Here is a 22,130-nt window from a genome sequence, read left to right on the forward strand (position 1 = left end):
TCACTTCTCCTTGACCTGGGTGCCCAGCTCGAGGCTGTGCCAGCCCGTCGTGAGCTTCAGCTTCTGCTCGTGGACCTCACCGGCGCGGTCACGCCAGGTGACCATGGCGTCGAGCGGTCCGCTCACGCCCTTGCCCAGACCGATGTGCACATCGGTGCTGCGCTTGCCCGAGTGGCCGCCGCCGCCGTCGAGACGGGCGACGCGCTTGGTGCCGTCGGGCAGTTCGACGCAGACCTCCGCGCCGACCACCGGGGAACCGTCCGGGTGGGTGAGCTTCAGGCCGATGTAGGAACCGGTGTTCTTGCTGACGTTGTGCAGGAAGAGCGGCTCGCCCCACTGGCGGGCGACCGCCAGGTCGAGACGGCCGTCGCCGTCGACGTCACCGGTGGCGAGGCCGCGGGTCGGGACGGGCTCGCCGATGCCGAGGGCGACGGAGAGGTTGTGGTACCTGCCGGTGTCGGGGTCCTTGGCGAAGAAGCGCATGCGCTGGCTGCCGGCGAGGTCGTCACCGTGCTTGACGTTCGGCCACCACAGCGGGTTGGGGACGAGGGAGTCGTTGGCCGTGGCGAGCTCCTGGAGCTGCGGCCAGCGGTTGTTCTTGCCCTTGACGAATCCGAGGGCCTGGGTGATCTCGAGGTCGCCGTTGTTGTCGAAGTCGCCCATCTTCACGTCCCAGCCCCAGCCGGACCAGGCCAGACCCAGGTCGGCGGACTCGTCCTTGTACGGGGCCTCGCCCTTCTTGAACCTGCCGGCCAGTTCTTCCTTGCTGTCGGCCTGGCTCATGAAGGCGAAGTTGGACTCCTGGATGCCGAACGACGTCGTGATGTTGCTGACGAACATGTCGTAGATGCCGTCGTGGTTCAGGTCTCCGAAGTCGACGCCCATGCCCTTGAAGGAGCTGCGGCCCAGCTCCTTGGACTTCGGCACGGTGCCGCTGTGCACGGCCTTGACCTCGGAGAACTTGATCTTGCCGGGTGTCGAGGTGTTGTACAGCAGCGCCGAGGTGCCGAAGTCGTGCGCAAGGAACAGCTCGGGCAGCCGGTCGCCGTCGAGGTCGGCGGCCGAGACGCCGAGCGACCAGCCCTTGTTCAGGTTCTGCGGGATGGCGTCCTCGGTCTTCTCGTAGCCGTCCTTCGTCCACCGGAAGATGTGGCCGCCGCCGCCGTTCTGGGCGTGCGACAGCGACGCGTTCATGGTGACGTCGCCGTCCTTGGACGGGTCGAGGACCGGGCTGTCCGGGAAGTAGTTGCCGATGTAGATGTCGTCGTGGCCGTCGCCGTCGAAATCGGCGACCGCGGCCGCGTTGGAGTTCCACAGCGGACCGGTGTAGGTCTTGCCGGTCTTGCCGGGCAGCAGCTCGGTGGGCGTGAAGGAGGCGGCGGTCAGCGGCTTCCCCTTCTCGCCCTTGTTCACGAAGATGACGGGCGTGCGGCCCCAGTAGTAGACGAGGAGGTCCATGCGGCCGTCCTCGTTGTAGTCGCCGGGCATGCAGCCCATCGGCGCCATCGTCTTGCTGGTGCCGAGCGGCGCCGGGTTCAGCGCGAACGGCGCGTACTTGTCCTTGCGCGTCGGTGCCGGGGTGACGACGGCCTGATCGATCCGTACGTCGTTCACACAGAGGTCGTTGTCCAGCCCGTCGCCGTCGAGGTCGTTGACGGCGATGCCGGCGCCGACCGAGGAGATCCAGGCCTCGATGTGCTGGTACGCCTTGTTGACCTTCCGGACCTCCTGCTTCTCGAATCCGGCGGGCATGGCGATGGACATCGGCTCGAATGCGAAATTCTTCGCCAGCTTGTCGATCTCAGCGGCCGAGGACTCGGGAAGCCGGACGGCGTAGAACGTGCCCACCATCAGGGCGAGCGCGACGATTCCCGGTGAATTCCTGCGGAGCCAGTTCTTTGTGACCGTCACTGGTCGGCACCTTTCGAAATGAGCGAGAGAGAAGCGAGTTCCGCGGCGATGTCGCGCCGCCATGTCTCGTAGGCCGGGGACGCGCCCCCGGTGGACGCCTGGGGCCGGGTGTCCCGGCACACCTGGGACGCCCGCTCGGCCGTCGTGCCGCACACGACACGGGCCGCGAGGTGGGTGTGGTCGATGACCGTGCCCGCCTTGACGCGGGCCTCGGTGGCGAAGGCGGATCCCTGGGCGAGCGCCCAGCGGTGCTCGCCGGCGCCCTCGGCGAAGCGCGCGAGCTCGTCCTCGGTCACGCCGCCCGCGTAGGCGCAGGCGAGCCCGGCACCCGCGTACAGGTCGCTGTGGCGCCGCTCGGGGTAGGCGCGGATCAGGCGGGTGACGACGTCGGGGTCGGTGCCGCCGACGAACCACAGCGCGCGGCCGATGCCCTGGTCCACCGCGTTGAGCGTGTAGTGGTTGTGCCCGCCGTTCCAGCGGAAGGGGTGCTGGATCTCCGGGGTGCGCACGTACGCGCCGGTCTTGAAGTACGCCTGGTGGAAGCCGTAGCCGTCCAGCGCCAGCCAGCGCAGCATCGGGTCCGTGGCACGGATGTCGGGCCACAGGAACTTCGGCAGGCGGGCCATCGCCCAGCCGACGCCGACGTAGATCATGTAGTCGTGGTCGCGGCCCTTGCCGGCCAGCAGCCCCTCCAGACGGCCGCTGTGCCCGGGCAGCGAGTCGTACACCGCCGCGCCCATGCCGGCGCCCTCGTAGGCGAAGCCTCGCATGTCTCTCGGAACGGTCTCCAGCAGGTCCTCCGCCTCGGCGGGCGATCCCGCCTCCACGGCGTACGCGTACCCCTGGAGGAACACCTCCCCGATGTATTCAAGCCGCGCCTTTGCTTCCGCGTTCTTCACATGGAATCCACGTACTTCCATGGTCGTCTCGGAAACAGGAGGCGTGAGCAATTTGCGGCGCAGCGCACCAAAAGCACTGGACACAGCGGTAAACCGCCCCTCTCGAATCCCTGAAATCCCCCAGCGAATCGAATCTAGCCAGGGGTCCGGGAGGGGCGTCTACTCCCGATGTGCTCAAACGACGACGGCGCTCAGCTGCGTGCGCACTTTGGCACGCCAGACCTCGTAGGCGGGTCCGACACCGGCTTCGGGAGCGGACGCCGCGCAGTCGTCGGCGAGGCGGGCCACGGCCTCGACGGTGCGCCCGGTGAACGCGTGCACGGCGGCGCTGCTGTGCTCCGGGACGAACCCGGCGTGGTGCCGCGCCTTGGCGGCGAAGACCGATCCCTGTGCCAGGTGACCGGCGAGGTCCCCCGCCTCCTCGCGCAGCGCGACCAGGTCCGCGGCGGTGGTGCCGCCCGCGAAGGTGGCGGCCAGACCGACGCCGCTCCACAGGTCCGCCCGCCGGTCGCCGGCGAACGCCCGGACGGCCGCGGAGACGTTGCCGACGTGGCCGCCGTGGATGAACCACAGCGCGCGGCCGACTCCCTGGTCGAAGGCGCGCTGCCAGTAGGACGCGTCGCCGTCCCAGTCGTACGGGGTGTCCAGTCGCTGTCCGCCGACCCAGGTGTCGGTGTCGAAGTAGGCCCGGTCGAAGCCGTAGCCGTCCACGCACAGCCAGCTCATTGCCGGGTAGAACTCCGGCTCGGTCAGGTCGGGGACGAGCTTCTTCCACAGCGGCCTGGGCAGCTTGGCCATGGCGAAGCCGATGCCGATGTAGTTGAGGAAGATGTGCGGCCTGCCGCCGCCCCGCAGCAGGTCACCGGTGCGGTGGCCCTTCGGGCCCATCGTGTCGCGGATCGCGCAGGCCATGGTCGCGCCCTCGTAGGCGAAGCCCCGGTTGAGCGGGTCGACGAGCGCGAGCCGGCGCTCGGTGGTCGCCAGGTCCTTGTCCTCGATGCCCCACTCGAAGCCGGTCACGACGGCCTGCGGCACGGCCTCCAGCTGCCGGGTGCGCTCCGTCGGTTCCACCGAGAAGCCCCGCCCGGCGAAACTCACGTCGTCCAGGGACGGGGCCATGATCAGCCTGCGCAGCGTTCCCAGTGCGGGCACGGACGCCTCCTCGTACGGGCCGCCACGGTCGTGGGCGGCGGGGGCTGCCATCGTGGGCAAGCCCGGCGCGGGGCGGCATCTTCCCCGTTGCGCTCCCGTGCGGTGCTCAGCGGATGCGGCGGACGTCCACTTCCTCGTCGTGGACGGCACGCCCGCAGTGCGTGCACCGCAGCTCGACGTGGACGGCGCCGTCGCAGCCGATGTGGTCGGCGCGGCGCGGCGGTCCCAGCTCCTGCGGAAGGTTGCGGTCCCCCCACTGCATCAGGGCGATGACGGCCCGGGTCAGGTCCCGGCCCACGGGGGTGAGCCGGTACTCGTACCGCACGGGCTTGTCCTGGTAGGCCACGCGCTCCATGATCCCGTACTCGACCAGCCGGGTCAGGCGGGTGGAGAGCACGTTGCGCGCGATGTCCAGGTGGGACAGGAACCCGTCGAAACGGGCGCTGCCGAGCAGCGCCGAACGGACGATCAGGAGGGTCCAGCGCTCGCCGATCACTTCCAGGGACCGGGCGAGGTTGCAGTCCTGTCCCTCGTACGTGTGCTTCAGCATGCGCTCACTCTAGGACGGGGCGGGTTGCGTGAAGGAACCCGAGTTGGCGAAGTCGTTCCGGGATCGGCCCGGTTCGTTCAGGCGGCGACCAGCAGCCGCTCTCCGCCGCCGGTGGGAGCGGGGCGCTGGTTGAAGCGGCTGTAGGCGTACGCGGCGGAGACCAGGGTCATGTGGTGGTGCCAGCCCGGGTAGGAGCGCCCCTCGAAGTCCTGCAGGCCGAAGTCGTCGGACATCTCCCGCACCGACTCCCCCGCGTGCTCGAGCGTCCGGGTCAGGGCGAGCACCGACTCCATGCGGGCGTGCGTGAGGCTGGTCAGCCACAGCTGGACGGGCCGCCGTCCGTTGTCGGGGCGGACCGCGAAGAGCCGGTACGTGCGGTGGATCCGCTCGCCTCCCCGGCCGGGATGGGGCAGGCGCACGAAGCTGGACATGACGGTGGAGTGCCGGCCACGGCCGTCCCAGGGGCCGACGCTCTCCACGCGGGTCAGCGTGCCCGCGTCGAACTCGAAGAGGTTGCGCGCCGCCAGCACCAGGCCCTGACCCTGACCCTGACCGTCGCCGCCCTGAGGACGCTGCAGTCGAAGGTGACGTCCGACGACCACCTGGAGGGTGTCCGGGACGGCGACCACGAAGTCGCGCCCGCGCAGGGCCAGTCCGTGCACCAGGGCCGTGGCGCTGGTGCCGCCGAGCGCCTCCAGGTCGGCGACGACCGGCAGGGTCGCGGTCCGGCTGGTGCCGGCCGCCGTGTCGACGAGGTCGAGGGCGTGCTGCTCGACGGAGCGGGGGCCGATGTCGGCGGGGATGCGGGTGCGGACGCGGCGCTCGGGGTCCTTCGTCCACGAGCCGGGCAGCATCAGGCGCCAGTCGACGGGCACGGCCTGGTCGTACGAGGAGAGGAACATGCCCGCGCCGACCTGACAGGTCACCGAGCGGCCGGTGGAGGCCAGGAAGCGGCGGTGCACACCGCAGGAGTGCTCGCCCCGCTTGCGCAGGACCGCCTGGCCGATCACCCAGGCACGCGGCGTCATCTCGTGCTCGACCCAGCGGGTGAGCTCCGCCCGCACGGGCATCCAGTCCCACGGGCTGGCGTTGACGAACTGGTGCAGCGACTGCGAGACCGCCGGCTCGGGCGAGATGGCGGCCGCGAGGCGACGCACCGACTTCTTCCCGGGGGTCGTCAACAGGCCCTGCATGTAGGCCTGGGCCCAACGGCGCTGGTCGACGCGCGGAAGGCCTTCGAAGATCCTTTCGGCGAACACCGGCACCGAGGTGCGAGTGGCCGTCAGAGCGTACGCGACCATGGCTTGTTCCCTCCCCCTGCTCTCGGCCCTGGCGGCCGTCCCGGCTAAAATAATAGCGAACACCCTCTTTTTTTTGCGACTCAGGAGAGTTGCCGCATGCACTTCGCCAAGTCGGCCTCCGCCGCGCTCCGCGCCCGAAGCCCGGCCCACCCCTGTGACCTGCGGGGATCGACGACATCTTGGGCAACTCGGCCTTGCCCCCAAGAGGAAGGAAGGGCAGCGTTGGACCGGAGGGGGAAGGTCTGTTCCTCACGGGACACCCCGACGGTGCGCCGCCGGGCCAGAGTCAGCGTCCTTACATGTCCGGCGGCGACGAGCCCTCCTCGGGAGACGGTGTGGTGAAACAAGAGAGGGCCTTGCGCACGCGCAAGGCCCTGGTCAGAGCGGCATCCGAGGAGTTCGACCTCTACGGGTACGACGGGACGTCGCTGTCGCGGATCAGTTCGGTGGCGGGCATGTCCATAGGCGCCGTCACCTTCCACTTCCCCACGAAGGTGCACCTGGCGGACGCGGTGCAGGAGGAGGGGCGTTCGGTCACGCTGGCCGCCCTGGAGCGCCTGTCGGCCGAGCCGATGACACCGTTGCGCATGGTGATCGACCTGACCCTCGAACTGACCCGGCTGATGGAGCAGGAGCCGTCGGTGCGCGCCGCGATCCGCCTGGGCCGGGAACGCCCGGGGACCGAGGCCTGGTCGGACGCCTGGCTGCCCACCGTCCGGGGGCTGCTGGACCGGGCGTACGAAAGCGGCCAACTTCGCACGGATGCACTGCCCGCGGACGTCACGACGCTCGTGGAGCATCTGACGAGCGGAGCCGAGGCCTACCTGCGGAGGCGGATGGGTTCGGACCCGGCGTTCGAGAGCGCTGTCGCGCAGCTCAAGCGTGTCTGGCACCTGGCGCTCGTCGGCGTCTCCGCCGAAGGGCCGGCCGTGCCACGGCAGACGGGCTCGTCGGAAAGCCCCGCGCAAGCGGACTGAAAGTCCGGTGGACCGGGCGGTGCTCGGTCAGGCCGTCCGGTCCATCGGCTGGGATCTGTACCATGCCGCGGCCGAGGCCAACCGATCCAGCGGCCCCGGACCCGCGGGACAGCCGGAGACGCGCCAGAGGTCACGGCTGTCGAACCAGAAGTCCTGGGCGAAGAGGGAGAACTGTCGCTCACTCAGGCGGGTGTCCGACGCCCGCAGTTGTTCCAGGCAGGCGTCCAACGGCAGTTCCCGCGTCGGGGACGGCAGGATTCCGTGGCGGGCCAGAGTTCCGACGAGCTCGGCGAGGCGCACCGGCTCGGGATGGCCGGCGTGCCAGATCCGCCCGCCGGGCAGAGCGCCGGTCGACCCGAGGTGTGCGATCAGCCGGGCCAGGTCCTCGACCGCCACCAGGGACAGCTTCGCCCGCCCCCCGTCCCACAGGGCGGGGACCGCGTCGAGGAGTTCGACGAGCGCGGGCACGGCCCAGCGGTCACCTGCCCCGAGCACGAGGCCGGGCCGCAGGACAGTCGCTCCGGTCGCCAGAGCGTGGGCCTCACCGGCGAGCCGGGTCCGGCTCGCGGCGGACACGGGAGCCGGCGCGACCTCGTCCACGGCGATCCCCCGGTGTGGCCCGAGGCCGTAGACCGCCGCCGTGGACAGGTGCACCACCCGGCTCACCCCGGAGCGCACGGCCTCGCCCATCAGAGCAGCGGTCCCTCGTTCGTTGACGGCGACGCACGGTGACTCATGGGCGTCGACGAGCGCGGCCAGGTGCAGCAACGCGTCCGCCCCGTCGCAGACCCCCGCAAGACTGCGAGGATCCGCGAGATCGGCGTCGGCCCACTCGTCCGCTCCTGACAGCTCGTCGGGTAACCGCCGTCCCACCGCCCGGACGACGAGGTCGAGCGCCTCCTCGTCACGCAGCCGCCCCAGCTCCCGCAGGACGGCCGATCCGATGAACCCGGTGGCCCCCGTCACCACCAGACGCGTGGGTCTCACGCCGCGAACTCCTGTACGTCCTGCGGAAACCGCAGCTCGGCGATGGCCTGAGGGGTGGCGATCGCCGGCAGGAGATAGCGCCACATCGAAGTGAGCCGCGACTGAAGGTCGGCCCGTCCCGAGGCGACGTTGGAGAACACCTGGATACCGCTGTAGGCACCCACCAGCACGTTCGCGAACTCCCGCTCGTCGGTGCCCGGCAGCAGTTCGCCCTTTTCACGCGCTGCGCACAGCAGCCCGTGGAACTGGTCGACCCACTCCTGGTACGCCGTGTCGTCCCGCATCCCGAAGTCGCCCTGCTCGACGGCGAGCCGAACGCTCGCCCGGAACAGCACGTTGGTCTGCAGCTCGCGAGCGAGGAAGAAGTTCAGGTCGACGAGAAGCTGCAGCCCGTCATGGCCCTGGGGCGGGAAGTGCACGAACTCCTGCTGATGTGCCAGCACCGCCTGCGCCAGCCCCAGCTTGGACTTGAAGTGGAAGTACATCCCTCCCTGCGTGACCTGGGCGCGCTCCATGATCTTGCTGATGCTGGCCCCGCTGTACCCGTAGGTGTCGAAGACCTCCGCAGCCGCGTACAGGATCGCCTCCCGCGTCTTCACCGCCCGTTCCTGCTTCGGCTCGTCCATCGGACCAGACCTGCCTCTCTCGACAAAAAAAACGAACGCCCTTATTTTACAAGCTGGCCCCGGCGATCGGTAGACCGGACTCAGGGCCTTCACGTACGCACGCCCCAGGGGAGAGGCATGCTCATCACATCGGAACGTCCTGCCGTGACACGTCCGACGCTGACCACTACAGTCGCCAAGGAGTACGTGCACCGAGCAGCTCTGTCAGAGGTCTTTCTGACAGGGTGGAACAAGGTCGGACCTGACACCTTCACCGTCAGCGCTCAATGGCCGCGCAGCCACAGCTTCTACGTTTCCGAGCACGGCATGTACGACCCGCTCCTGCTGTGCGAGACGGTGCGGCAGACGTTCCCGTTGCTGACGCACGTCGCGTACAACGTTCCCTTCGGCTACCAGCTCAGCTGGTCCCGCTTCCAGTTCGCCGTCAACCCTCAGGCTCTGCGCATGGAGCGCACTCCGGCAGACCTGCAGATCCACGCGGTGTTCTCGGACATCCGCTACCACAAGCAGCTGCCGGCCATGATGACCATGCACCTCGAGGTGGTACGGAACGACTCCCTGGTCGCCATGGTGAGCACCCGGTTCGGCTGTCACTCCCCCGCCGTCTACCAGCGGATGCGCGCCGGTCGCAGTGACGTCGCCGAGATCTTCGCCGGCGCCCCCCAGCCACCGGAGCCCGTCTCACGCAGCAGCGTCGGCCGGCTGCGGAAGCAGGACATCGTCCTGTCGCCCACCGAGGAACGCCGCCGGTGGCAGCTCCGTGTCGACACCAGCCACCCGGTCCTCTTCGATCACGCCGTGGACCACGTGCCGGGCATGCTGCTCCTGGAGGCGGTCCGGCAGGCGTCCAACGCCACGCAGCCGCTGGGAAGAACCACGATGCCGACGTCGATGGACATATCGTTCAACCGCTACGTCGAGTTCGGCGAGCCGTGCTGGATCGAGGCGGAGCCGGTGGACAGCACCGAAGCCTCCGCCGAGCGCCGGTCCATCCGCGTCAACGCCCTCCAGGGAGGCGCGTTCGCGTTCAACGGAACGATCGAGGTCATGGACGTCGCCGCTCTCTGAGCGGTCGCGATGCCGGATCGTCGGGACCAGTCCGCAGTCGGCCGCCTCGACGGGCCGAAAGAACACGGGAGGAAGGGATGTAACGGGACAGCGAGAACCAGACCTCACCCAGTGAGCCACCACTGAGGTCCGAGGTCATTTCACACCGCCCGCCGAGCTGCCAACTCGACGGGCGAAGGCCCGTTCTGGGTGCCACCCCAGATACGTGCGCGTCAACAGGTTCTGCCAGAACCACTAAGCCGCCGCACAGCGGCTTTGTCGTGCCTCCCTGTACGGAGACCTCCTCATGATGAACCAAAGTTCCGCGATTCTCCAGCCCCTTGCGCACCTTTACGCGACCGATAGTGGTTTTAATAGCCATTTTTCACCTATAGATTCCAGCCAGAATCGCGCTGGAAACGCTCCCGCCGATCCCAGCCCCCTCCCCCGTGGTCGGGTGAAGGTGCCGATGCGGCTCGTGGAGTCCCCGCACTACACGGATGCCGCCGTGAGCGTCTACATCAAGGTCAAGGCGCTCGGCCTGCGCCAGGAGGGCTGCACGGCGGGCGTCGCGACTCTCGCGTCGTACCTCGGTCTCTCCGCCTCGACCGTGCAGCGCGGCCTCGCACAGCTGCGCGCCCCGGCTCCCGACGGTGTCATCGAGCTGCCCGACAGCCGCCGCCGGTCCCTCCCCGGCGGACGCGGAACGACCGCGCGCCGCCGGGTCCGTCCCCTGCGGTCCACCGAGCGGTTCATCTGGCTGCCCGTCGCCGCGAGCGAACACCTGCGGCCCCGCCTGCTGCGCGCCTACGCCGTCATCGCGTACGCCGTCATGCGGAACATCCCCCTGACCGAGGGCGTCCTCGCCGGCTTCCTGCGCCATCACTCCGGCCCCCGTGTCGGCCGCGCGATCACCACCGAGGCGGCGGGCCGCATCGTCGACGAGCTGGCGGCATCGGGCTGGATGACCGTCCAGCGCCGGGCCGGAGCCCAGGGGCGCCACCTCTTCCTCGTCCACGCCCCACAGGAGAAGGCCTCTTCCGTCCTTGATGACCGATCAGGTCCGGACCTTGGTGCGCGTTCGCTCGCGAACAAGGAAGACCTGAAGATTGACCGACCCGAGAACGAAGCGCCGTCCGTGTCACCCGCCGTAGGCGAAGTACCGGTGGACAAGCCTGTGGACAAGGGCCCCGGAGCACCGCGCCCCGTCGGGACACAAGGTGATCGCGCGCTTCGCGCGGTCGGCGAAACCCCCAGCCCCTCCCCCACGACACGCAGCAGCAGCAGCAGGAACACGTACCAGGGACCGCAGCTGACGTTCAGCTCCAGACTCCACAGCGTCCTGGAGCCGGTCCGTTTCCTGCTCACCGGGGTCAACGCGTACGTGCAGCGCCGCATCGGCCAGGAGATCGGCCGGCAGCTCGACGACGGCACCGAGGTCCACCGCCTGCGCGCCCGGCTCACCCACCGCCTCGCGCAGACCCTCCTCGCCGACATCCGGGACCCCGGCCGCTGGCTGCTGGGCGTCGCACTCCCCCGCTGGGGTTGCTCCGACCCGGACTGCGAGACGGGCACCCTCTGGTCGACCGGCGCGGAGTGCCGTGCCTGCCGGGAGGTGATCGCCGAGCGGTCGGCGGCCCGCCGGGAGGACATCACCGAGTCCCTTGCAGCGCCGTTCGCCGAAGCCGGCCCGCACGGCACCTCTGCGGTTCGCCCCGCGGCGGCCCCGCTGCGGATCGTGGAGTGCTGCCCGGACTGCGAGCGACCTCACCTTCCCGGCAACTCGGGCCTGTGCGCGGACTGTCGGCCTCGCCCCGGCCTCGCTGTGGTCCCCGTGCCCGCCGCGGCGATCGGCATCGGCTGCCGGGGCCGCGAGGGAACCTGCGGTCGTCCCGCACCGCGCGGCTTGTGCTGGCGCTGCCGCCTCGAGTCGGGAGTCGGCCTGCCGGAGGACGAGCGCGTCCCGGCCGGCACTTCGTGACCCCCACACCACCAGGAGCAGGCATGCGCATCGCGGAACTCAGCCGCGTCGGCGGTGTTTCCACCGCCACGATCAAGTACTACATCCGCGAGGGGCTGCTCCCCTCCGGCCGGCTCACCAGCAGTAACCAGGCCCGCTACACCGAGCACCATGTCCACCGGCTCCGCCTGATCCGTGCGCTGCTCGACCTCGGGGGCCTGACGGTCTCCAGGATCCGGGACATCGTGACGGCGCTGGACAGCCCCGCCGGCTCGGTCGACCTGAGGGCGATGGTCGCGAGGGAGCCCCACGCGGGCCCGCTCGCCACCCTTGCGGCGGATCCGCGGACCATCGCGAAGGTCCGCTCTCTCACGGAGCAGCGGGGCTGGACCGCTCCTGCCGACAGCCCCGAGTTCGCCACGGTCGTCGAGGTGCTGGACACCCTGAGGGAACTCGGCCAGGACCGCTTCGCCGACCGCCTCGACGACTACGCGGAGGCGGCGCAGAGAGCGGCGGCGATCGACGACGAGATCCTGCGGGCCTGCGATGGCGACGGGAACCGTGCCGAGAGCCTGGTCGTCGGCACCGCACTGGGCGACGTGCTCCTGTCCGCTCTGCGTGGCCTCGCCCGGAACGGAAGCGGCACCGCCTCGTCCCCGGCGCTCGTGGCAGCAGGGAGAAGCGGTGCCGAGGCCTGACCTGAACGGGTGTGGGGCCGCACGGTGTACGGCCCCACACCCCTCGGTCGATGCCCGGCTACGAGCGGCCCGCCCCGGCCGGCTCGCGCACGACGCCGCCCTCGGAGACGGGGAACAACGAGCAGGTCTCGAAGTCGGCGGACTTCTCCGACTCAGCCTCGGACTTCCCCGACTCGGCCTCCTTGTACCCGGCCTTGACCGCGCGCTTCTCCTTCCGCAGGTGGTACAGCGACACGGCGAGGATGGCGGTGCCGATCAGGTTGGCGACGAAGTGCCACCACACGCGGTAGGTCACCAGCGCCGGCCCCGGCTCGATCGTGCCGAACCAGGTGGACAGGCCGATCGCACGGCTGGCACCCAGCGCCACGGACAGGGTCAGGGCGATGTGCTCGACACCGTGGATGCCCTGCATCCAGACGCCCATCTTGGCCCACTTCCGGGACTTGAGGTGCCCGGTCGCCCGCCGGGTGATCTGCACGATGCCGACGAGGCCCGCGAGGAAGATGAAGTTGCCGGTCAGGTGCAGGATCTCCATGCCCAGCGCGGGCTTGGTCGGGTCGACCTGCCCCATGCCCCGCGCGAGGCTGGTCGCCCAGGGGGTCATCCAGGCCGGGGAGTACGGGTGCGCCACCCAGTAGCCGGCCTGCGTCACGTGCTCCTGGAAGTGGCCGATCTGCCCGATCACACCGAGACCGATGACGGCGACTGCGGTCTTGTACAGCCAGGGTCGCACCACCCCCCGGTTCGCGTAGGCGAGCACGACGACAGCCGCCCACATGGCCACGGCCCATCCGATGAAGAGGACGGCGCCCACGGTGTCGAGGGACGAGACCGCCCCTCCCATCTCGTGGCCACTGTGTGCTCCATGTCCTTCGTGCGCCATCTGCGCAAGGTCCATGGGTGGACTCCTTGTCCGGGTCTCGGTCGATCAGTCCTGAGTGAAGCTTTCGCCACGCTAGGGACCCGGGTTCCCCTCCGGCCACTTCATGTGTGCGGACTTCGCGGACGTCTCGGCGGCACGACCGGTCGGTCACATCAGGAGGGCACGGTGTACACGGACGGGGCGAGGCATCGGGGAGCCGACCGCGAGGGCGGCCGCGTAACCGGTGCCCACCGGGAGATCGGTCAGACGCCAGCCCGGGAGGTCGCCGCGGACGTCGTCCGCCGAGGCATCACGGCCGAGACCGGTGCCCAGGCCCTTGAGGTACGCCTCCTTGCGCGCCCACAGGCGGGCGAAGGCCACCGGCCGACCCTCGGGAGGCGCGGCCTCGATCTCCCCGCGTTCCGCCGGGTGCAGGATCCTCGCGAGTTCCTCCACCACCTCGGGCTCCGGCGTGGGCTCCACGTCGACACCGATCGGTTCCGACGCCGTGGCGACGAGCACCATGTCCCGGCTGTGGGACAGCGAGAACTCGGGTGCGGGGACGGTGAGCACGGGACGCCCGTGCGGCCCGCCACAGCACGGGCACGAGGCACGGGCGAAGCGGAGCGCGTCGGGTGCCGTTCCGGTGAGGCCGGACAGGACCGTACGGAGCACGGCGTGGGCGAATCCGTACCGCAGCCGGTCGGCGTCCCGGACGAAGGCGTCCATCCGACGGCGCTCCTCCCGGTCGAGCGCAGACAGGTCGAGCGACGTCCAGGAGACGGCCGGCACCCGCAAGGCCCACACCCGCACGCCGCTCTGCGGGCACCACACCGGCCTGCCCGCGTTCCGAACGCTGGTCGCCTCCCCGGCGGAGCGGATCATCCGGCTCCTCCCCTCCCCGCCCAGGAGGCGGATGTCCCGAACGTGCTCTGGTTCCAAGAGTTCCGTACCGTCGGAACCGGCACCCGGGCAGGCCCTGCTCTCGATCGTGAGGGAGAGCAGGGGCTTCGTATGCCGGGGGCTACGCGTCTCGGAGGAGGCCGGTGGCGACCTCCTGGAGGATAGCCGCGAGCGAGGCGCGCGCAGGCCGCCCGAGGTCGGCCCTCAGATCCGCCACGACGGCACCTACTCCCGTGCTGCGCTTGAAGTAGTGCTGGATGAACGCGCTGCGCTGTTCCGGTGCCAGGCTGTCGAAGGCCAGATCCATCAGCGCGGTGCCGTCGTGCAGCGGCACCGCCGGAACGGGTTGGACCTGCGGAACGGACGTGTTCTGCGGCACCGCCGGCCTCTCCGGCGCGGGTGAAGCGGTCGACGCCTCCGTCGCGCCCCTGGGCGCGGGCACCTCGTCCGTGAGGGAACCGTGGTCCCTGGCGCTCGGGTTATCACGGCGTGATAGGTCGCGCTTGGCGGTGGCCTTCCGCTCCGCTGCTTCCGCTCGGGCATCGGCCTTCGCGCGCTGTTCCTCGGGCGTCAGCTTGGAAAGGTTGCGGACGTGCTCGATCGTCCGGCGCCCTTCGACGAGATCTGCCTGGAGTTCGAGGTCCAGGTCGAGGATCGAGAGCTTGGAGGAGATGGTCGACTGACCGATCCCGAGGCGCTTGGCCGCCTTGTTCTGCGAGCCGTAGAACTTCACGAGCGTCTTCAGCGCATGGGCCTGCTCGATCGGGTTCATGTCGTCGCGATGGACGTTGGCCACGAACGCGGCTTCGAGGAGGGCTTCGTCGGTGGCGACGAGCTCGTTGTTGACGCTGACCCGAATCGTGGTGGCTCCGGCGATCCGCGCGGCTTCGAGCCGGCGGTGGCCGTCGACGACGATGTACCGGGCGCCGTCGTCCACGTCGTCGGCTCGTTCAGGCCGTTCGGCCAGATAGGAGTCGACGGTGGCGACGGTGATGGAGTTGACGAGGCCGATCTCGCGGATGCTGTCGGCCAGGCCCTCGAGATCGCGGAGTTCCTCACGCGGGTTGTCGGGGTTCTGGCTGATGAGGTCGAGCGAGAGCTCGGTGGGGTCCGGGACGCCTTCGGTGGGTGCGGCTGTCGCGGCGCCGATCGCCGCGCGGCGGGCGCTGATGGGGCGGGCCTGCGCGAAGGACGCGCCGGCGCCGAGGTTCTTGACCTTGCTCACTTGCTGATCTCCCGGGCGAGGGCTCGGAGGGCGACGGACTGATCGCACCGGGGTGCGTAGGCGAGGAGGGGTCGCTTGGCGCGAACGGCTTCCTTCTGCTCCTTGAGGTCCCCGATGACGCCGACGACACGAGGATCCTTTATGTCCATCCAGGACTGGAGGGAGGAGGTGGCGATGTATCCGCGGCGGGCGTCGTAGTGGTTGACGACGAGGCCGAGATAGTCGATGTCGAGGGCGAGGTCGCCGCGCATGTCCTCGATCTGGGAAGTGAGTAGGCCATAGGCATCGGCGCTGCTGTCTTCGGCCTGGACGATGATGAGGACGCCGGAGTTGCCGACCGTCTCGTTGTCGCGGCGGCGTCCGTAGTAGGAGGCGGCGTCCATGCTGAGGCCGAGGCTCGGGGGGCAATCGACGACGACGACGTCGTAATCGGCTTCGGCGGTGCGCAGAGCGCGTTCGAGGGAGGCTTCACGGGCGCGGACGGAGGCGAGGCGGACGTCGAGGAGGAAGGCGTCGGTGCATGCGGGCAGGAGGTCCAGCCTGTTGCCGAAGCGGTCTTCCCCGACGGAGACGATGAGGTCGTTCAGTTCGCCCTTGGCCTCGCCGGCCATGTGATTGGTGAGGGAGTCCTCGCCCATGGGAAGCAGTTCGTGGCCGAGCTGCTTGGTGAGGTGGCCCTGGGGGTCGAAGTCGACGAGGAGGACGCGCTGGCCGAGGCCGGGGAGGTCTTCCAGGGCGAGTGGATCGTCGGGGCGGTCGTCCTCTTCGAGCAGCGCGGCGAAGTGCTTGGAGACTCGGACGGGGACGAGTTCGGTAGGACTCTCCGCGAGAGCTTCGCCGAGGCCGGCGGTGATGGCGGTCTTGCCGACTCCGCCTTTCTGGTTGCAGACGATGATGCGCCGGACCATTGCCGGGCGCTTGACCTCTGGGACGGGGTTGTTGTCGAGCCAGAGAGTGACCGCCTGCGCGATGCCTTGAGTGAGGGAGACACCGCGGTCCTTGCAGTCGTCGCGGAAGCCGTCCCACAGTGCGGCGGGGAGGAAGGTGGCGTAGGTTTCCGCGCCGGCGGTGTCGACCGGGGGGAGGTTCGAACCCAGGCCGCGCCAGGCGGTGATGCCTGCTTCCACCGCGTCCTGCATGCCGAGGCCGTGAAGGGCGGCACGGACCTTCAGGTCCTGCCGGAGGGTGCTGGTGAGTTTGGTGACGACCTTCTCCCGGTCGCCGCCCGTTCCAGGTGACGTCATGGGCGTCACTCTACTAACGACTTAGATCAACTTCAGCCATCGACACGTTAGCAAGGTAACGAATTTCCGTCGGGTTATCACGGCGTGATAACCCCTCAGCTCGCTCTGGCCACCCTGTCCGACCTATCACGCCGTGATAGGTCGCAAGGCTGAGGGCGGGTCGGTCTGGCTTCGTATTGGCGGCCGCCGCAGGCCGGTCTGGTGGGTCAGGGGCTTCAGGTGGCGAGGAGTTTCGAGGCCTGCTCGACCTGGTTCAGCACGGGGGAGACGGCATTCACTTCCAACGGGCCGTCCACGGAAAGATTGTTCGCATTCTCCTCGCCCTGTCGGAACCAGGCTGAACAACCTCCGGAAGGGTTAAATGTTCGAGTTAAAGATTGGGATAAAGTCTGCTACTGTCCAAGCTGGAGGTAGTGCCATGGCATCCGAGGAAGAGCTGTTCGCGAACATCGACGCCCTGCTTGGGGAGGAGCCGCAGCTTCCACCTCCGGCGGAGCGCGCCCGGCTGCGCGAGGCCGCCGGTATCACCCAGACGCGCCTCGCGCAGGCCCTGGAGCTGAAGTCGACGCAGAGCATCAAGAACTGGGAGAACGGCCGGAGCGAGCCGACCGGACCGCGCCTGTCCGCGTACCAGCGGCTGTTGAAGGGCTGGGCGCAGAAGTACCCCGCGCACGGCGCCTCCACCACGCACACCCCTGCCGTGACCACGCACACCCCTGCCGTCGTGCCCCAGCCAGAGGCGCCGGCCGCGTTCACCGGCCCGGCCGCGCCCGAGACCCCCACGCCCGATGCCTCCGCTCCGGCAACGGCCCCGGCCACTCCCGAACCTCCCGCCCGCCCGGCCACACGCCCCGCGTCGTCGAGGCGTCCGGCAGCGACGACGAAGGCCACCCCGGCCGCGCTCGACCCCCGGTTCCCGAACGGACCGCTCGCCGTCCTGGACGGCGACGGAACGGCGTACGGGGTCGGCGGCATCGTGCTGGACTGTCCGGCGACCACGATCGTGGAACTGGTCGAGTGGACCCTCAAGGAGTCCGGCCTCGGCGCGCCGAAGCTCCACCGTCACGGCAAGGACTCCGACCCGCTGCTCGTGCTCACCGCCTCCGCGGCCGTGAAGTTCGGGCTCCCCGAGCGCCTGGAGGACCGGCGGGGCCTGCGCCTGGGGGAGGACCACCCGGTCGTCAAGCAGATCCTCAAGGCGAAGTGGCAGCTGACCCAGCGCGGCTTCGGCCCGTGGGCCCGGGTCTACCGCAAGGCCCAGGGCCGAGACCGTCAGTGCGTGCAGCTCGCGATCCTGCCGTGGGACGCCCTGGACTCCCGCTCCTGGCCCGGCGTCACCGAGACGGAGATGGAGCCGGCCGACATCGCCCGCGTCCTCGGCGTCTACGCCCAACGCGTCATCACCCCGCGCGGCTCCACAGCCGTCTCCGGGCTGGAGCTGATGACCGCGCTGCGCCCGCCGACCCGGCCGGTGCGCGACGAGGAGACCGGCAACTGGATCCCCGGCCACAACCCCGGCTCACTGGGCACCGAGCCGATGGACCCGGCGCCGCCGGAGGGCCAGCCCGAGCACCCCGCGATCCACCACTCCGGCTGGAAGGGCGGCTTCCTGCACGAGGAGGCGTACCAGTGGGTGCGGAACGTGGACCTCCTCACCGACGAGGAGTGCACACTGCCCTACGCGGTGGGCCTGGACCTCAACACGGCCTTCCTCGCGGCCGCCGCCCGCCTGGTCGTCGGCCTGTCCGCCCCCGACCACTTCGTGGGCCCGAAGTTCTACCCGAAGGTCCCCGGCTCCTGGCTGGTCGACCTCTCCCACGTGGAGCTGGACCCGCGCCTGCCCTCGCCGTTCACTCCGGACGGCACCCGGCCGACGGGCCCTGCCTGGTACCAGACGCACACCGTCGCCTACGCCCAGGAGCTCGGCTACAACGTCGAGCCGATCGAGGCGTACCTGCGTCGCGAGACCGGCGCGTACCTGGACCCGTGGCACGACCGGCTCAAGACCGCCTACGTCGACACCCTCGCCGACCTCGGCGTCACCAAGGACCTCACGGACGCCGAGTTCCTGGCGGCGATGGAACGGCACAAGGACATCGACCCCGCGATGGCGGCCGTGCTGTCCGCCATCAAGGCCACGGTCAAGGGCGGCATCGGGAAGCTGTTCGAGAACCCGCAGGGCAAGAACTACAAGGACGGCGACCCGTGGCCGGCCATGATGCGCCCGACCTGGCGCCCCGACATCCGCGCCGCCGTCATCTCCAAGGCCCGGGTCAACATGCACCGCAAGCTGCTGAACATGGCCAAGATGACGGGCCTGTACCCGCTGGCCGTGCTCTCCGACTGCGTCGTCTACCCGAGTCCCGGCGCCTCGCCGCTCGACTTCCTGCCGTACGCCGCGTCCGGCAAGCCGCAGCCCGGCGCCTTCCGCCTCGGACCGACGCCGGGCCTGGCGAAGCTGGAGGGCGTCCAGTCGATGCTGTGGGCGGTCGACCTGATGGAGCAGGGCCTCAACCCGGCCCGCCACATCAAGGGCGGCGACGCCGTCCTGGACGAGGGCGAGTAAGCCCACGGCCGCCGAGACCGACCCCGCCCTGCGCGAGACGCGCGAGACCTGGTTCCGGCCCGTCGACCCCGACGGCCAGGACCCGACCCCCGAGGGGAGCTGAACCACCGTGGGAGAGATCGACGACGCCCTGGAGCGCGCCGACCAGGAGCACTTCACGAAGGAGCCGCCCAAGTCGCTCCAGGCCCGGATCAACTTCCTGCTCAAGTACCTGAGCCCGAAGGAGATCGGACAGGAGATCGGCGTCACCGCCGACTCCGTCAACCGCTACCGCCGCGGCGCCCGCAAGCACCCGCCCAAGGACGTCGCCACGAAGATCGAAGCAGCCGTACGAGCCCGCTGGCAGCCCCAGATCCGCAAGCGCCGACGCAAGCAGGCCGCCACGACCACCGGCATCACAGTGGAGACCCGCGCCCGCTTCGGCTACACCGCACCCGTCGGCACCACCGACGACGGCCGCTTCCGCCGCCTCACCGTCCACCTCCCCGCGACCTACGCGCAACGCCTGTTCGACGCCGGCGACGCGGGTGCGACCGACCAGCAGATGCGCGGAATCATCGCCGAAGGATTCAAGGAAATCTATTTCCAGGACGGCGGAGGCCGCGCCATGGGACTTTCGGACGTCGCCATCAACGACATCGACTACCTCGATCTGGAATTCTGAAAGAGCCGACCAACCGGCGCCGTCAGGCCGACCAGCTCGAACACCTGCCGCTAGTGCAGGCCGAGCCCGAGACGCGTGACGCTCGTTCTCATGCCATGGGACCTTGCACCTGTGATCAAACCGTCTGTCAGGGGCCGGCGCTCATGGCCGCCGACTTTCAGTACGTTCACGAGCAGATGGCCAGCCGGCCGCCGGACACGCCGAAACGGCGCCGTCGTTCCTCCGAGGCGGGCAGGCTGCTGCAGCTGCTCATCATCCTGGCAACGAAGCTGGAAGGGGACGCCCCCGTCATCTTGGACTGCGCCGTCGAGGCGAAGAAGCTCGACACCGACGAGGCCACCCTGCGCGGGTGGGTCCAGTGGTTGGTCGAGCGCCGCTACCTCGCCCTCGACGGCCAGGTCGACGGTGTCGCCAGGCTCTGGATCAATCCGGCGGTCGCCTTTCTGCCGCGAACCACCGATCCTCGCGTCGCTGCGGCCCGGCACCGCTTCCCGTACATCGCAACGGACGAGAGGGGCATGGCCTCCGAACAACCGGTGCACGTCGCGGAGTACGACGAGCACGGCTGGGAGTACGTGTACCAGCTCAACGCCGAGCAGTTCGAAGACCCACCGCGCTTCTCGTCCGGATGCCCAATTCATCACGAGACCGGCCCCTACCAGTAGCGACCTGGCGGCAGGCGCCGGTCTCGCCCCCGCACGAGAACGGTGCCGCACTGTGAGTGCGGCACCGTTCTGCCGAGCAGGTTGGCCGGCTCAGGAGATGGGCACATTCCGTGGTCGGTCATCACCCGGGGGTGCTGACGGGCGGCATCAGCCGACGGCGCGCACAGCCCGGAGCGGTTGATTCTGGCGCTTGGGCGGCGCGGTCTCGTACAGCGGAACGGTGATCTCGGGGAGTTCGCCGGCCTCGATGAGCTCGGCAGCATCCTCGATCGCTTCTTCCAGCTCTTCCTGGGAGGCGTAGGAGGCGATGTACGGGTGGAGGTAGTAGGTCCGGTACTTGCGGTCCTTCGGCCTCAGTACGAGGTTCCTGCTCTCCAGCAGTCCCATCGCGGTGTTCGCGGAGTTCCGTGACAGGCCCACGCGGGCCCCCAGCTCGGCCTGGGAGGCGTTCACCTCGCCGCCGGGCTCCTGGCGCTCGATGAGGGCGCTCAGGAGGTCCGTCGCGGCCTTGGTGAGGTCCAGCCGGTACAGCATTCCGAAACCGGCGCTCGCCTGGATCAGCATGCCCGCCCCTCCTCGTCGACCACTTCATCTTCCCCGTCTTCGACAGCGAGCTCCAGCTGGATGCTGCGCGGTGGCGGTGGGGCGTTCAGGGCCGGGAAGACGTCTTCCGGCAGCTTCCCGGTCTCCTTGTCGCGCAAGGAGTCCAGGATCTCGCGCTGTACGTCTCCGTTGCCCTCGAACCCGAGCATCGGGTTCACGAAGATCAGCCCAGTGTCCACGCGCTGGATCATGTGCCACTGCTCCAGGCGGCCGATCGCCCGGGTCACGTTCGACCGCTCCACGCCCAGCTTGTCGGCGATCTTCTTGTGCGTGGCGCGCAGCCAGCCCTCGCGCTGCCGGCCGATGCACCACAGCAGGACCGCGGACTGGATCGGCGACATGCCGTGCTGCGCGATGAGCACGGCCAGGACGTCGGCGAGGAAGTCGTTGGACACCACGCTGTAGCCGGACCGCCCATACATGTCGTGCGGCGCGCGGTACGTGTACCGGACGCTGACGTCCATCTGCTGCACCGGCCGCTTGCGGGTGGGCGGCTTGATGTCCTTGCCCAGCCGGGAGGAGAGGGTCTCGCGGAAGGCGCTGTCGCCACCAGGCGGCACGGCGGCGATCCGGGCCTTGCCGCGGCCGGCGGTAGGGCGCTTGGGCTGGCGGGGCATCGACGGTGGTCCTGTCCTCGATCTTGGGGGTCGCGCCGGACACTAGCAGTTGTTCAAGCTCGGTTGGCAGATTTGTACATGCTGGCGTGGCGGTTTGGTGTCGACGCCAACACAACGGATTCGGGGCGTGTTCTCTGGAAACCAGCCCTCACCAGCAGCGTTCCTCACTTGTACAAGCAAGGTTGGCAAATACGGGTGTCGCTGTGGCACCACGGACACATTTCCGCAGGTCAATGTGTCAGCGCCAACACATCGCCTTCCGCAAAAGCCCAGGTCAGAGCAGGTTTTCTGCGAGGGCTCTCTTTTCCTTAAGACGCACGTGCGCGCGAGGCGACACCAGGGCCTCGGGTTCGTGGTCGACCCCGCTACCGACGGCACCAACCACGAGCAGCTGGCGGTGCGCCGGTATCCAGGGCGCCTGAGTCCGTGGCCGCCACCCGGTCCATGCACCCACTGCACCCGCGCAGACCCCCCACAGGCCCGCAGGCCGTCCCTCGCTCCGTCGGCCTCCCGGCGGGAAGGTCGACGACTGCGCGGCGCCGTAGGCGGCTTCCTGTGGCGCCACAGGCAAGGCTCGTGGCTGAGGCGGCTTCGCGTGCTGCTCTGTGGTCTTGTGCGGACCGTAGGCGGCACGAGCGTTGCTGCGTCTCGGGTGGTACCGGCCGTGACGCTC

Annotated in this window: 20 protein-coding genes; 7 read left to right on the forward strand and 13 right to left on the reverse strand. The window is 69.5% G+C overall.

Features of this window, described 5'->3' with window-relative positions; all coding sequences use genetic code 11:
* The 5 genes from AC07AW_RS38755 to AC07AW_RS38775 all read right to left on the reverse strand — a co-directional run bounded on the left by AC07AW_RS38755 (position 1) and on the right by AC07AW_RS38775 (position 5,813).
* Positions 1–1,851 carry a CRTAC1 family protein gene (locus AC07AW_RS38755; protein ID WP_478820178.1) on the reverse strand — a complete coding sequence of 617 codons (1,851 nt, stop codon included), beginning with the start codon at positions 1,849–1,851 and terminating at the stop codon, positions 1–3.
* A gap of 56 nt (positions 1,852–1,907) precedes the next feature.
* A complete protein-coding gene (locus AC07AW_RS38760; RefSeq protein ID WP_478820156.1) occupies positions 1,908–2,894 on the reverse strand; it encodes a DUF1702 family protein in 987 nt (328 codons plus the stop codon).
* Between the two features lie 90 nt (positions 2,895–2,984).
* Positions 2,985–3,962 carry a DUF1702 family protein gene (locus AC07AW_RS38765; RefSeq protein WP_478820157.1) on the reverse strand — a complete coding sequence of 326 codons (978 nt, stop codon included), beginning with the start codon at positions 3,960–3,962 and terminating at the stop codon, positions 2,985–2,987.
* 106 nt (positions 3,963–4,068) lie between these two features.
* Complete coding sequence (locus tag AC07AW_RS38770) at positions 4,069–4,512, reverse strand: winged helix-turn-helix transcriptional regulator (protein ID WP_478820158.1); 444 nt, start codon at positions 4,510–4,512, stop codon at positions 4,069–4,071.
* A gap of 77 nt (positions 4,513–4,589) precedes the next feature.
* Positions 4,590–5,813 carry an IS701 family transposase gene (locus AC07AW_RS38775; protein WP_478820159.1) on the reverse strand — a complete coding sequence of 408 codons (1,224 nt, stop codon included), beginning with the start codon at positions 5,811–5,813 and terminating at the stop codon, positions 4,590–4,592.
* Between the two features lie 356 nt (positions 5,814–6,169).
* On the opposite strand from AC07AW_RS38775, the gene AC07AW_RS38780 reads away from it, so the two are divergent.
* A complete protein-coding gene (locus AC07AW_RS38780) occupies positions 6,170–6,790 on the forward strand; it encodes a TetR family transcriptional regulator (RefSeq protein ID WP_478820179.1) in 621 nt (206 codons plus the stop codon).
* A 27-nt stretch (positions 6,791–6,817) separates the two neighbouring features.
* Here the strand turns inward: AC07AW_RS38780 and AC07AW_RS38785 are convergent, their stop codons facing one another.
* Positions 6,818–7,777 (reverse strand): NAD-dependent epimerase/dehydratase family protein, encoded by a 960-nt coding sequence (locus tag AC07AW_RS38785; protein WP_478820160.1) that lies wholly within the window; start codon positions 7,775–7,777, stop codon positions 6,818–6,820.
* Positions 7,774–8,403: a ScbR family autoregulator-binding transcription factor gene (locus AC07AW_RS38790; protein WP_478820161.1), complete on the reverse strand. Its 630-nt coding sequence runs from the start codon at positions 8,401–8,403 to the stop codon at positions 7,774–7,776. The genes AC07AW_RS38785 and AC07AW_RS38790 overlap by 4 nt, the downstream gene beginning before the upstream one ends.
* 144 nt (positions 8,404–8,547) lie before the next feature.
* Here AC07AW_RS38790 and AC07AW_RS38795 point away from each other — a divergent pair, with 144 nt between their 5' ends.
* From AC07AW_RS38795 to AC07AW_RS38805, 3 genes are all read left to right on the forward strand, one after another.
* Positions 8,548–9,471 carry a ScbA/BarX family gamma-butyrolactone biosynthesis protein gene (locus tag AC07AW_RS38795; RefSeq protein WP_478820162.1) on the forward strand — a complete coding sequence of 308 codons (924 nt, stop codon included), beginning with the start codon at positions 8,548–8,550 and terminating at the stop codon, positions 9,469–9,471.
* Between the two features lie 448 nt (positions 9,472–9,919).
* Complete coding sequence (locus tag AC07AW_RS38800) at positions 9,920–11,431, forward strand: hypothetical protein (protein WP_478820163.1); 1,512 nt, start codon at positions 9,920–9,922, stop codon at positions 11,429–11,431.
* 23 nt (positions 11,432–11,454) lie between these two features.
* Positions 11,455–12,108: a MerR family transcriptional regulator gene (locus AC07AW_RS38805; RefSeq protein WP_478820164.1), complete on the forward strand. Its 654-nt coding sequence runs from the start codon at positions 11,455–11,457 to the stop codon at positions 12,106–12,108.
* Positions 12,109–12,166: 58 nt separating this feature from the next.
* Here AC07AW_RS38805 and AC07AW_RS38810 read toward each other — a convergent pair whose 3' ends face one another.
* The 4 genes from AC07AW_RS38810 to AC07AW_RS38825 form a co-directional block, all read right to left on the reverse strand.
* Entirely contained in the window at positions 12,167–12,952 is a 786-nt protein-coding gene (locus tag AC07AW_RS38810) for a DUF6008 family protein (protein ID WP_478820180.1), read from the reverse strand.
* Between the two features lie 186 nt (positions 12,953–13,138).
* A complete protein-coding gene (locus AC07AW_RS38815) occupies positions 13,139–13,855 on the reverse strand; it encodes a 4'-phosphopantetheinyl transferase family protein (protein ID WP_478820165.1) in 717 nt (238 codons plus the stop codon).
* Between the two features lie 139 nt (positions 13,856–13,994).
* A complete protein-coding gene (locus AC07AW_RS38820) occupies positions 13,995–15,098 on the reverse strand; it encodes a ParB/RepB/Spo0J family partition protein (protein ID WP_478820166.1) in 1,104 nt (367 codons plus the stop codon).
* Positions 15,095–16,342, reverse strand: a complete 1,248-nt coding sequence (locus AC07AW_RS38825; protein ID WP_478820167.1) for a ParA family protein — start codon at positions 16,340–16,342, stop codon at positions 15,095–15,097. The genes AC07AW_RS38820 and AC07AW_RS38825 overlap by 4 nt, the downstream gene beginning before the upstream one ends.
* A 418-nt stretch (positions 16,343–16,760) precedes the next feature.
* On the opposite strand from AC07AW_RS38825, the gene tap reads away from it, so the two are divergent.
* The 3 genes from tap to AC07AW_RS38840 all read left to right on the forward strand — a co-directional run bounded on the left by tap (position 16,761) and on the right by AC07AW_RS38840 (position 20,237).
* Positions 16,761–18,908: a telomere-associated protein Tap gene (tap, locus tag AC07AW_RS38830; RefSeq protein WP_478820168.1), complete on the forward strand. Its 2,148-nt coding sequence runs from the start codon at positions 16,761–16,763 to the stop codon at positions 18,906–18,908.
* A 109-nt stretch (positions 18,909–19,017) separates the two neighbouring features.
* A complete protein-coding gene (gene tpg / locus AC07AW_RS38835; RefSeq protein ID WP_478820169.1) occupies positions 19,018–19,572 on the forward strand; it encodes a telomere-protecting terminal protein Tpg in 555 nt (184 codons plus the stop codon).
* Between the two features lie 143 nt (positions 19,573–19,715).
* On the forward strand, positions 19,716–20,237 hold the full coding sequence (locus tag AC07AW_RS38840; protein ID WP_478820170.1) for a hypothetical protein: 522 nt from the start codon (positions 19,716–19,718) through the stop codon (positions 20,235–20,237).
* 147 nt (positions 20,238–20,384) lie between these two features.
* Here the strand turns inward: AC07AW_RS38840 and AC07AW_RS38845 are convergent, their stop codons facing one another.
* Positions 20,385–20,801 (reverse strand): hypothetical protein, encoded by a 417-nt coding sequence (locus AC07AW_RS38845; RefSeq protein ID WP_478820171.1) that lies wholly within the window; start codon positions 20,799–20,801, stop codon positions 20,385–20,387.
* Positions 20,795–21,457, reverse strand: coding sequence for a MarR family transcriptional regulator (locus AC07AW_RS38850; RefSeq protein ID WP_478820172.1), 663 nt, complete (start codon positions 21,455–21,457; stop codon positions 20,795–20,797). Before AC07AW_RS38850 ends, AC07AW_RS38845 begins: the two co-directional genes overlap by 7 nt.
* Positions 21,458–22,130: the final 673 nt, after the last annotated feature.

Source organism: Streptomyces sp. NPDC044003, from assembly GCF_056435185.1.